The 11420-nt window shown below is 62.2% G+C and carries 10 protein-coding genes; 5 read left to right on the top strand and 5 right to left on the bottom strand.

What is annotated here, in order from left to right; all coding sequences use genetic code 11:
• The coding region (locus ABR948_RS22645; RefSeq protein ID WP_428122309.1) for an MFS transporter at positions 1 to 1269 on the bottom strand (1269 nt) is incomplete at its 3' end.
• Positions 1270 to 1384: 115 nt separating this feature from the next.
• Positions 1385 to 2587, bottom strand: a complete 1203-nt coding sequence (locus tag ABR948_RS22650; protein ID WP_428122311.1) for a pyridoxal-phosphate-dependent aminotransferase family protein — start codon at positions 2585 to 2587, stop codon at positions 1385 to 1387.
• A gap of 118 nt (positions 2588 to 2705) precedes the next feature.
• Between ABR948_RS22650 and ABR948_RS22655 the strand changes: the two genes are divergently transcribed.
• From ABR948_RS22655 to ABR948_RS22665, 3 genes are all read left to right on the top strand, one after another.
• Complete coding sequence (locus ABR948_RS22655; RefSeq protein ID WP_428122313.1) at positions 2706 to 3443, top strand: GntR family transcriptional regulator; 738 nt, start codon at positions 2706 to 2708, stop codon at positions 3441 to 3443.
• Between the two features lie 145 nt (positions 3444 to 3588).
• Positions 3589 to 6573, top strand: coding sequence for an FAD-binding and (Fe-S)-binding domain-containing protein (locus ABR948_RS22660; RefSeq protein ID WP_428122316.1), 2985 nt, complete (start codon positions 3589 to 3591; stop codon positions 6571 to 6573).
• Positions 6566 to 6994: a GlcG/HbpS family heme-binding protein gene (locus ABR948_RS22665; protein ID WP_428122318.1), complete on the top strand. Its 429-nt coding sequence runs from the start codon at positions 6566 to 6568 to the stop codon at positions 6992 to 6994. The genes ABR948_RS22660 and ABR948_RS22665 overlap by 8 nt, the downstream gene beginning before the upstream one ends.
• 149 nt (positions 6995 to 7143) lie before the next feature.
• Here ABR948_RS22665 and ABR948_RS22670 read toward each other — a convergent pair whose 3' ends face one another.
• A complete protein-coding gene (locus ABR948_RS22670; protein WP_428122321.1) occupies positions 7144 to 7926 on the bottom strand; it encodes an enoyl-CoA hydratase/isomerase family protein in 783 nt (260 codons plus the stop codon).
• A gap of 117 nt (positions 7927 to 8043) precedes the next feature.
• Positions 8044 to 8457 (bottom strand): group II truncated hemoglobin, encoded by a 414-nt coding sequence (locus ABR948_RS22675; protein ID WP_428122323.1) that lies wholly within the window; start codon positions 8455 to 8457, stop codon positions 8044 to 8046.
• 248 nt (positions 8458 to 8705) lie between these two features.
• Here ABR948_RS22675 and ABR948_RS22680 point away from each other — a divergent pair, with 248 nt between their 5' ends.
• Together ABR948_RS22680 and ABR948_RS22685 are read left to right on the top strand one after the other, a co-directional pair.
• Positions 8706 to 9311, top strand: a complete 606-nt coding sequence (locus ABR948_RS22680; protein WP_428122325.1) for a hypothetical protein — start codon at positions 8706 to 8708, stop codon at positions 9309 to 9311.
• Positions 9312 to 9616: 305 nt separating this feature from the next.
• The gene (locus tag ABR948_RS22685; protein WP_428122327.1) at positions 9617 to 10477 is read left to right on the top strand and encodes an outer membrane protein; all 861 of its coding nucleotides are present in this window, start codon (positions 9617 to 9619) and stop codon (positions 10475 to 10477) included.
• Positions 10478 to 10696: 219 nt separating this feature from the next.
• Here the strand turns inward: ABR948_RS22685 and ABR948_RS22690 are convergent.
• Positions 10697 to 11420: molybdopterin dinucleotide binding domain-containing protein (locus ABR948_RS22690; RefSeq protein WP_428122329.1), on the bottom strand; the 724-nt coding region annotated here is incomplete at its 5' end.

Below are 11420 nucleotides of genomic sequence, written 5' to 3' on the forward strand. Positions count from 1 at the left end.
CGGATGTCCGGCCGAGGGCATGGTCCCATCCTCCTCGAACGGGATTTCCGGATGCATCAGGAACGCCGCGAAGCCGCCCAGCAGCAGCAATCCCATCGACATCAGGAACGGCAGATACCAGTTGCCGGTGACGTCAATCACGTAACCGGCCACCAAAGGCGAGACGATCGCCGCGAAGGCCGAGCCGGTATTCATCAGGCCCGCCGCCGTGCCGGAATATTTCGGGGCAATGTCCATCGGCACCGACCAGATCGGGCCGATGATGATCTCGGCAAAGAAAAATCCGCCGGACAGGCAGAGTGCCACCACCGTGATGTCGTGAATGAACAGGATCGGCAGCAGCGACAGTAAGGCCCCGGCAAAACCGGTCACGGTGACGCTGATCCGCGCGAAGCGGACGTTGCCGGTCTTCTTGAAAATGCGATCCGACAGAATGCCACCGAGGCTGTCGCCGATCACGCCAGCGAAGAAAACGCCCGACGCGAACAGCGCCGATTTCCCGATATCGAGGCTGTAGTTGTTCTTGAAGAACAGCGGCAGCCAGTTCAGGTACAGCCACAGCGTCCAGCCGTAGCAGAAGTAGGTCAGCGTGACCGGCCATATCCGCCTGATCAGCGGTCCCCAGGGAACCTGCGGCCGCATATTGACGGGGCGCGGCGGCAGCGACGCCAGTTCTTCCGCGGTGATGTCAGGGTGATCCTTGGGCTCGTTGCGGAAATACAGCATCCAGACCACGCCCCAGATCAGACTGACCAGTCCGAGCAGGACGAACGAGCCGCGCCAGGTCAGCCACGCCATCAGGACCGCGATCAAAGGCGGCGTGGCGGCATTGCCGAGCCGCGCGAAGGCGTGGGTGAGGCCTTGGGAAAAGCCGCGCCTGTGGGCGGGCGTCCAGTACTGCATGGCGCGCGTCGCGGTCGGGAAGGTCGCGCCTTCGCCGAAGCCGAGCGCGACGCGGGCGATGAACAGCGTCAGCAGGCTGGTGACGAAGCCGGTCATGATGGTCGCGGCCGCCCAGATCAGGCCGCACCAGAACAGGGTCTTGCGTGGCCCGAAGCGGTCGCCGACCCAGCCGCCGATCACCTGGAACAACAGATAGGGATAGGCGAAGGCCGAGAACACCAGCCCAAGCTGGGTATTGGAGAGATGAAGCTCTTTCTGAATTTCGCTGGCCGCCGTGCCGATGTTGACCCGGTCGACATAGGTGATGAAGTACATGATGCAGAGCATCGCCAGCACCACATGGGTGGGCTTGAACCGAAGCCGCATCGTCTACCTCCCGAACTCGCTTTTATGGCTATTATGACGGCGCCGATCCGTCTGCACAAATCGCACCGATCGACTTTCGACTTTCGTCTCAGCCTTAATTAAGGATTGACCACTTTCAGATGACCACTTTCAAATGCCCTGGCGCATTCGACTTGGTGGGCTGTTCCAACGATTTCATCGCGGCGTCGACGCCACCGGCCCGGTGCGGCACCCCGGCGGCCGACAGACCCATTTCCACGCCGGACAGGGCGCCCATCAAGGTCAGTTCATTGCACTCGCCGAGATGGCCGATGCGAAACACCTTGGCCGCGACTTTGCTGAGGCCGGAGCCGAGCGACATGTTGTAGGTCTCGAGCACGGTCTGGCGGAACTTGTCGGCGTCGTGCCCCGGCGGCATCAGCACCGCGGTCAGCACCGGAGAATATTCCGACGGTTCGAGACACAGCACTTCGAGGCCCCAATGCGCGACCGCCGCGCGGGTCGCCGCCGCGAGGCGCTGGTGACGGGCGAACACCGCATCGAGACCTTCCTCGAGCAACATCGCGACGGCTTCGCGCAGGCCGTAGAGCAGATTGGTCGCGGGCGTATAGGGAAAGAAGCCGTTGGCATTGGGCTTGAGCATCTCTTCCCAGTCCCAATAGGACCGCGGCATCCGGTTGGTTTTGGCAGCATCGCGGGCATTCTGCGAGATCGCGATGAAGCCGAGCCCCGGCGGCAGCATGAATCCCTTATGCGAGCAGCGGACGGTCACGTCGACCTTCCACTCATCGTGACGGTAATCGACCGATCCCAGCGAGGAGATCGTATCGACCAGGAACAGCGCGGGATGGCCGACTTTGTCGATCGCGGCGCGGATGTCGCCGATCCGGCTGGTGCAGCCGGTGGAGGTTTCGTTATGCACCACCATCACCGCCTTGATGGCATGCGCCGTGTCCTGCGCCAGCCTGGCCTCGATCGCGGCGGGATCGGCGCCGTGACGCCAATCACCGGCGATGAATTCCACATCGATGCCCCAGCGGGCCGCCATCTGCCGCCACAGCGTGGCGAAATGGCCGGTCTCGACCATCAGGACCTTGTCGCCCGGCGACAGCGTATTGACGATCGCCGCTTCCCAGGCCCCGGTTCCCGACGAAGGAAAGATGATGACCGGACCCGAGGTCTGGAAGATCTTCTGGCAGCCTTCGAACACCGCCTTGCCCAGTTCGGCGAATTGCGCGCTGCGGTGGTCGATCACAGGCATATCCATGGCGCGGAGCACGCGATCCGGCACCGGGCTCGGGCCGGGAATTTGCAGGAAATGGCGTCCCTGGTGGGTCATGGATTCGTCCTCCGGTCTGGCGCTTGGCCATATTGCATTCGATTTACACGACGGCAACTTATAAATTGTTTACAATTTTTTGGTCGACGGCCCCCTCTTCCCGACATATGTTCCGGCCATGAAACCGATGATCCCCAGCGACGCCAGTTCGAAACCTTTGGGAACCGGGGCGGATTCCGCCCGGGAAGACCTGTCCTTGCATGACGAGATCCTGACCCGGCTGCGCGACCATATCGTCGAGGGCAACATTCCCGACGGCGGCCGCGTGCCCGAACGCCAGCTGTGCGAGATGCTCGCGATCTCGCGCACGCCGTTGCGCGAGGCGCTCAAGGTATTGGCGTCCGAAGGACTGGTCGAGCTGCTGCCGAACCGCGGCGCGCGGGTGCGGCCATTGAGCGAGCGCGACCTCGTCGAACTGTTCGACGTCATGGGCGGGCTCGAAGGCCTCGCCGGGCGGCTGGCCTGCGAAAACATCACCGATGCGGAGATCGCCGAGATCGAGCGGCTGCATTACGAGATGTACGGGTTCTACCTGCACCGCGACATGCACAATTATTTCCGCGTCAACCAGCTGATCCACCAGAAAATCGTCGAAGCCTCGCGCAATGCGACGCTGCAAAGCGCCTACGCGAACTTCGCAGGAAGGATCAGGCGGATTCGCTACTCCGCCAATTTCGCCCGCCAGCGCGAGCGCTGGGGGGAAGCGATGCGCGAACACGAGACCATCCTGGACGCGCTGCGGCGCCGCGCCGGCAGCGAACTCAGCGACATCCTGTTCGCGCATCTGCGCAACAAGCGGACCGCCGCCGTCGAGCACCTCAAGACCGGCGACAGGGCGGTTTCGGAGCCTGCCTGATATCTGGGCGGGACATCCTAGACGCAAAGCCCGATCCGAAATTTTGCATTCAAATTAGAAACCGAGTCAGAAAAATTGCATTTATCATTCGGCCATACTTCTGCGAGCATACGGGCAAGCCATGCTTGCCGGTCATGGGGATGGAATGTCCGATAAAGGCACATCGCCGCTTGAAAGCCGGCTCAAGCGCGAGATCACCGGCGACGTTCTGTTCGATCCGTTCAGCCGCGGCCGCTACGCCACCGACGCCTCGTTCTACCAGATCATGCCGGCGGGCGTGGTGGTCCCGCGCAGCATCGACGAGGCGCTGCGGGTGCTCGCCATCATCCGCGACGACGGGCGCATCGTGACGCCGCGCGGCGGCGGCACCTCGCAATGCGGCCAGACCATCAATGACGGCATCGTCGTCGACTTTTCCAAACACCTCAACCGCCTCATCTCGCTTGATGTTGAGAACAGAACCTGCGTGGTCGAGCCCGGGATCGTGCTCGACGATCTCAACCGGCAACTGAAGCGTCACGGCCTGTGGTTTCCGGTCGACGTCTCGACCGCCTCGCGCGCCACCATCGGCGGCATGGCCGGCAACAATTCCTGCGGCGGCCGCTCGCTTCGCTACGGCACCATGCGCGACAACACGCTGTCGATGGACGCCGCACTCGCCGACGGCACCCTTTTGCATTTCGGCGAGGTGCCGCGTGATTTTTCGCAATTGAATGCAAACGATAGTGGCCTCGCGCTGTTTCGCGACATGCTGGCGCTGGGATCACGCGAGGCCGAAGAGATCGCCGACAAGTTTCCGAAGGTGCAGCGCCGCGTCGGCGGCTACAATCTCGATGCGCTGGTGCCGCGCAATGCCGCCAACAATCTGGCGCATCTGCTGGTGGGCTCGGAAGGAACGCTGGCGTTCACGACAAAAGTCGAGCTGAAGCTGTGGCCGGTGATCCGCAACAAGGTGCTGGGCATCTGCCACTTCGGCAGTTTCTACGAGGCGATGGATGCCGCGCAGCATCTGGTGAAACTCAGGCCCATCGCGGTGGAACTGGTCGACCGCACCATGATCGCGCTGGGACGTGATATCGCGATGTTCGCCCCGGTGATCGATGCGACCGTGCGCGGCGACCCCGACGCGCTCTTGATCGTCGAATTCGCGGAAGAAGATCAGCCCGACAATCTGCAAAAGCTCAGGCAGCTTTCCGAGTTGATGAGCGATCTCGGCTTCGGCTGGAACCATCCGCAGCGCAAATGGGGCGGCGTGGTCGATGTCGTCGAGCCCGCGACCCAGACCGCGATCTCGGATTTCCGCACCTCCGGCCTCAACGTCATGATGTCGATGAAGCAGGAGGGGAAACCAGTCTCGTTCGTCGAGGATTGCGCGGTGCCGTTGCCGCATCTGGCCGATTACACCCAGCGGCTCAACGCCATCTTCGCCAGACACGGCACCCGCGGCACCATGTATGCGCACGCCTCGGAAGGCTGCCTGCATGTGCGTCCGGTGCTTAATCTCAAGCTCGAGAAGGACGTCAAGGCGATGCGCGCCATCGCCGAGGAAACTTTTGCGATGGTCCGGGAATACAAGGGATCGCATTCCGGCGAACATGGCGACGGCATCGTGCGCTCGGAATTTCACGAGACCATGTTCGGCCCGCGCATCATCGCCGACTTCAGGGAGGTCAAGCAGCGCTTCGATCCGGGCCATGTGCTCAATCCCGGCAAGATCGTCGATGCGCCCAAAATGGACGACCGGTCGCTGTTTCGCTATCCGCCGGATTACCGCATCACTGAGCTGAAAACCGCGCTCGACTGGTCCGCCTATCCCGGCGCCGGCGGCGGTTTTCAGGGTGCGGTCGAGATGTGCAACAACAACGGCGCCTGCCGCAAACTCGAGGGCGGCGTGATGTGCCCGTCCTATCGCGCCACCCGCAACGAGAAGGACGTCACCCGCGGCCGCGCCAATACGTTACGGTTGGCAATCTCGGGCCAGTTGGGTCCGGATGCGCTCGCCTCCGACGCGATGATGGACACCATGAAACTCTGCGTGTCCTGCAAGGCCTGCCGCCATGAATGCCCCACTGGCGTCGACATGGCCAAGATGAAGATCGAGGTTCTCGCCGCGCGCAACGCCAAGCACGGGCTTTCGCTGCGCGACCGGCTGGTCGGCTTTCTGCCGCATTATGCGCCGCTGTTTGCACGCCTCGCCGCGCTCGCCAATTGGCGCAACAAGAGCCCGCTGTTGCGCGCGCTGTTGGAACGCGTGGCCGGCATCAGCGCCCGGCGCGCGCTGCCCGCGTGGCGGCGCGATATCTTCAAGTCCGAGAGCGAAGTGTTCGGCCCGGCCGATGGCAGCGAAGTGGTGCTGTTTGCCGACACGTTCAATCGCGCCTATGAGCGTGAAAATCTCGACGCCGCGCTGCGCGTGCTGGTCGAAGGCGGTTACCGCGTCCATTTGCCAAGGGCCGCCGACAACGGCCGGCCGCTGTGCTGCGGGCGGACATTTCTCTCGGCGGGCCTGGTCGATCACGCCCGCATCGAGCTCGACCGGCTGGTTGAGACCTACGCGCCGTTCGCCTCGCGCGGGGTACCCATTGTTGGCCTCGAGCCGAGCTGTCTGTTGACGCTGCGCGACGAGCTATTGTCGCTGCGCTCGGACGCGTCAGCGAAAGCCATCAGCGCGCAGGCGCTGTTGTTCGAGGAATTTCTGGTCCGCGAGGCCGCTTCCGGCCGCCTGCGTCTGCCGCTCGGCCCTATCGCCAACAAGGCCCTGGTGCATGGTCACTGCCATCAGAAATCATTCGGCGCGTTCACATCGGTCGAGCAGGTGCTGCGGCTTATTCCCGATTTGGATGTCGAAACCATCGAGTCCAGCTGTTGCGGCATGGCCGGCGCGTTCGGCTATGGCGCCGATACCTACCAGACCTCGATCGAGATGGCCGAGCTATCGCTGCTGCCGGCGGTGCGGCGCGCGGACGCGGCCGCACTCGTGGTCGCCGACGGCACTTCGTGCCGGCATCAAATCAAGGATGGCACCAGCCGCTCCGCCCTTCACGTCGCCCGCGTGCTGGCAATGAGCCTCGACAGCGCGCGCTCCAACCCTCATCCCTCACCCCATGCAAAGGAAACCATTCATGGCTGAACTTACCCTCGACGTCGCCCGCAAGATTCTCGATGCCGCGCTCGCCAAAGCGGTCGAGAAGAAACTGAAACCTCTCGTCATCACCGTTCTTGACACCCGCGGCTGCGTCAAAGCCAGCGCGGCGCAGGACGGCACCAGCCTGATGCGCGGCGAGATCGCCCATGGCAAGGCCTATGGCGCGCTGGCGATGGGCATGGGTTCCCGAGCGCTGTTCCAGCGCGCGCAGGAGCAGGCCTATTTCATCAGCTCGGTGAATACCCTGGCGCAGGGCCGCATGGTGCCAGTGCCGGGCGGCGTGCTGATCCAGCAGGGCTCTGTGCTGCTCGGCGCGGTCGGCGTCAGCGGCGACACATCAGACAATGACGAGATCTGCGCGATCGCCGGCATCGAGGCCGCCGGATTGAAGGCGAATGCGGGGTGACGTTGTCGTCCCCGCGAAAGCGGGGACCCATACGCCGTGTCGCTTGTTGTGAGACTGGCTGTTCGACGACCTTGCCTTACCGCTGACGCCTGTGGCTATGGGTCCCTGCTTTCGCAGGGACGACGGCTTCTTGTCACTTCCCCGGCCAATCACTTCCCCGTCCACGCCGGCTTGCGCTTTTCGCCGAAGGCCTTGAGGCCTTCCTTGGCGTCTTCCGTCATCGCCAGTAACGCGATCTGGCTTTCGGTATAAGCGATGCTTTGGTCGAACGACATCGAGGCGATCGCGCGCATGGCGTATTTGCCGCGCCGGATCGCGGTCGGCGACTTGTCGATGATGCGGCCGATCAGCCAGTCGAGTTTGGCGTCGAGCTCGCTCGACGGCACCACGTAGTTCAGCAGGCCGGCGGCTAGCGCGGTGCTGGCGTCGAACGGCTCGCCGGTGATCGCCCATTCATTGACCAGGCGCGGCGGCGCGATCGACTGCAGCAGGCTCAGCACCTGCATCGGAAACACGCCGACCTTGACCTCCGGCAATCCGAAGATCACGTGGTCGGCGGCGACAGCCATATCGGTCATGCACAACAGGCCCATGCCGCCGGCCATGCAGACGCCGGCCACCCGCGCGATCGCGGGCTTGGTGGCGTTCTGCGACAGCCGCAACAAATCTGCATAGGGAACACTGGGCTTGCTAAAATCGGCCGCGAAGGCGGCGCCGGTATGCTGCAGGTCGGCGCCGGCGCAAAACGCCTTGTCGCCCGCGCCGGTCAGGACGATCACGCGCACGTCCTTGTCGTCATGCGCGTCGCGGTAGCCTTGCGCGATGCCGGCGATGACGTCGCCATTGATGGCGTTGCGCTTGTCCGGCCGGTTGATGGTGATCCAGAATGCCTGTCCGCGCTTTTCAAGTACCACGCTGTTGGTGTCGATCATTGCCCTGCTCGCCTGTGTTGGTCCGGCAGGTATTAGAGCATGATCCGGAACCGGTTTTCCGAAAAAAAGCGGGCCCGGGCGAAGAGATCGGATCGGGCAAGCGACGCGGCACTTGGTTCAGCCGTTGCGGAAGAGGTTGGCCATGCGCAAAAAGGCCTGGTCCAGGACGGCCTGCATGTCGGCCGGCAGCGCGCATTCGTCCATCGCGTGGCGCATGCACATCATCCATTGGTCACGCTCGACATCGCCTATTGCAAAGGGACGATGCGCCGACATGATGCAGCGGTGCTGGGGCCGTTGGAAATAAAGCGGTGGCCCACCGAGCCAGCCGCTCAGGAACTCGAACAAAAGCTGGCGGATCGGAGCCAGGTCCTGACCGTGCATGGCACGGATGCGGGCGGCGCCGGGATCGGTGTCCAGAATATCGTAGAAGCGGTCGGCCAGCCGCCTTACCGTCGCCTGGCCGCCGATCAGTTCATACGGTGTCACTTCGATTTTTGCGGCTTCACCCGTCGATTCACTGGCTGTCAATCGCACCTCCTCCGGATCGATGCTTGATGAGCCAACAGGTCGGGATGACGCCTTGATCTGGATCAACGGGACGGTGGCGGCGACGCCGCTCGCCCGCGCCGACGAGGTGATCGAATAAGCGCGGCCTCGACGTCCGGGTATGGCATGAACCCGGGCTCGCTTACGACGTTTCGCAACTGGCGTTCCTGACATCTGGAGGGTATATTTTCAGGACACTTGTATTTCCAAAACGCCTGGCGGTAGCGCGGATGTTCATTTTCGCAGGCAGATTAGGTCTTGCACTGGTATTGGCGGCGCTCTGTCTGGGCGGGCGAGCGGCCCATGCCCAGGCCGCGCCGGTGTCCTATTGGATTCCAGGCTGGCCCCTCGGCTTTGGTGGCAATCTGGCGGTCGGCCAAGGTTCGAACACCTACGGCAACTTTCCGGACTTTGACGGCAGTGATGCGCGGGGCGGCGGCTTTTCCTCCATGCGCTACAATTTTTCGAACGGCTGGTTTGTCGGCCGCGAAGGCGGAGGCGTGGGTTTGAGCATGAACGGCCTCAGCCAGAATGGCGCGTTCGGCAGCCCGTCGCTTTATTACGAGGGCGCGCAGGTCGGCTACAACTTCCAAACCACGAATGGATTACCCCTCAAGGTCTATGCCGGGTTCGACACCTTGAAATATAATACCGGCATCGGTGGACCCTTTGCCTCCTTCGATAGCACGTCCAGCTCACTGCCCGTCTATAGCGTGCACGCGGGCGTCGAATTCCAGCCCGCGCCGAATCTCAGCCTGTCGCTCGGGATGGGCTTCACCCAACAGACGGGGCGCATCAACAGCGACATCAATTCGCTCGTGATGCCAGCCCGCTGATTTCTCGGTTTGCCGTCTGCGCTCGCTGCTAGGCGATCTCCACAGTTGGGTGGCCAACGGGGATAAAACGGACATGGCCCGAAAGGCTCAATACGTTAGCTCTCCTGACCCATTCCGAATTTCGGCCCTGTTGCAGTGCCGAAACTCTGAACATCCAGAAAGCAAACCATGCGGCCTTCGTGCAACACTCCGCCAAATTCGGTTGTAAACGCGAGAATGGGGCACGACGGTTATATCGCCCATGCGGTAATTTAGCGTCAGCTGATCCTCAGATTTCTTTCAGTAATTTTTCTCGGGGGGCCATCATGCAAAATTCAAAATTGTTTTTTTCCGCCGCTGTTGCTTTCAGCGCGTTGCTTGGCATTGGCGCGGCTTCCGCGGCTGACCTGCCTGTGAAGGCGCTGCCTCCCGTCGTACCGATCTTCAACTGGACCGGGTTTTATATCGGCGGAAACGTCGGCGGAGAGTGGGGCCATTACAACGATCCGTTTGCTGTTGGCGGAACCACCGCTTTTGGTGTCACGGTCCTACCCGGGACAGTTCCCCTCGCATCAAACAACAATTCGTTCACGGGTGGAGGCCAGATCGGTTACCGCTGGCAACAACCAGGGAGCCAATGGGTCGCGGGAGTTGAAGCAGATTTCAACTGGGTCGATTTGAAAACAACCCAAACCTTGACCGCCGCGCAGTTGTCGCCAGCAACAAGCGGAGTCTTTATCGCGGGAGATTCATTATCGGCAAAGACCAATTTCCAATCTTCGATCCGAGGCAACCTCGGATTAACCTTTGATAGATTGCTGTGGTACGTCACGGCCGGCGTGGCTTTCGCCAACACGCAAGCCAGCGCAAACTTTATCGCGGTCACCGCTGGAAGAATCGCGTTCCCAGCGTCGTCTGGTTCGCAAACCAACACCTTGGTCGGCGGAACAATCGGCACCGGTCTGACTTACGCGGTGGACAAAAATTGGGATATCGGTGGTGAGTACCGCTTCACCAGCTACGGCGCTTCGGATTTCGGGCTCGGCTCGGTAGCGGCGATTGGGACAGCGGGCGGTGTGTTTGCGCCGGTTCCCGCGAGCACCCACCTCAACCTGACGACCAATGAGGTTCGATTCAAGGTCAACTATCGTTTCGACTGGGCTACGCCTGTAGTTGCGAAGTACTGAAAATTTCAAAACACCGAAACCAAGAAGCCCCGGCATGCTCCGGGGTTTTTTGTTGCGCGTTTCAAGCGGCGGAACTTTATTGAATATGATCGCGGCTTATTTTGCTGCGTGTCTGTTCTGGGGCACTTTTCGGACCTGGTGCGATATCCGACTTGAGTCCGTTATGCGCACAAAAGCAATCTGCCGACAGGCAGAAAATTTCCAACGGAGACACCCAATTCAAGGGATCGGAATCGCGGCGGAGGCCTTTTTCACCCAGACCTTGTTGTCGTGGAACGCCGCGCCGCCGACCGGGGCTACCGCCTCGGCTCCGGTGAGCATGTTGATGCCGCGGCCGCCGATATGGGCCTTGTTCGGGTGCACGGATTCGGCGATCAGCACGCCGCGACGCACGCCCTCGAACAGCTTCGCGGTCAGCGTGGTCTCGCCACGCATATTGCCGAGCGTGACCGCGTCGCCATCGGCGACCCCGAGCGGCGCGGCATCGTCCGGATGGATCATCACGCTCGGCGCGCCCTCGCGCGCCTGCGACGACGGCGTTTCGTTGAAGCTGGTATTGAGGAAACTGCGCGACGGGCTGGTGGCCAAGCGGAACGGATGGGCCTCATCCGCTTCCTCGATCGCGGTCCAGTGATCCGGCAGCGACGGCATCTGGTCCCACGCCCCCATCATGCCGGCATTGCCGAGCGGCACATGGGCCCAGTCGGCCTTGAAGTGAAACTTGCCGTCGGCATGCGCGAAGCCGTCGAGATAATGCGAGGTGCGAAAATCCGGCTGGATATCGCGCCATAGATCGGCCTCCAGCGCCTCGATGCCGCCATGGCCACTTTTCTTGAGCGTGGTGTCGATCAGCTCGCGCGGCGACATTTCGAATCCGGGATGCACGGCCTTGACGCGCCGGCTGATCCCGCGGAGCACCTCGTGGTTGGAGCGGCATTCGCCC

Origin of the sequence: Bradyrhizobium sp. (genome assembly GCF_050014615.1) — a bacterium.
Classification (GTDB): Bacteria; Pseudomonadota; Alphaproteobacteria; order Rhizobiales; family Xanthobacteraceae; genus Bradyrhizobium.

Coding starts and splice junctions, on each gene's coding strand:
- ABR948_RS22650 (WP_428122311.1), bottom strand. CDS start 2,587: ATGACCCACCAGGGACGCCATTTCCTGCAAATTCCCGGCCCGAGCCCG.
- ABR948_RS22655 (WP_428122313.1), top strand. CDS start 2,706: ATGAAACCGATGATCCCCAGCGACGCCAGTTCGAAACCTTTGGGAACC.
- ABR948_RS22660 (WP_428122316.1), top strand. CDS start 3,589: ATGTCCGATAAAGGCACATCGCCGCTTGAAAGCCGGCTCAAGCGCGAG.
- ABR948_RS22665 (WP_428122318.1), top strand. CDS start 6,566: ATGGCTGAACTTACCCTCGACGTCGCCCGCAAGATTCTCGATGCCGCG.
- ABR948_RS22670 (WP_428122321.1), bottom strand. CDS start 7,926: ATGATCGACACCAACAGCGTGGTACTTGAAAAGCGCGGACAGGCATTC.
- ABR948_RS22680 (WP_428122325.1), top strand. CDS start 8,706: ATGTTCATTTTCGCAGGCAGATTAGGTCTTGCACTGGTATTGGCGGCG.
- ABR948_RS22685 (WP_428122327.1), top strand. CDS start 9,617: ATGCAAAATTCAAAATTGTTTTTTTCCGCCGCTGTTGCTTTCAGCGCG.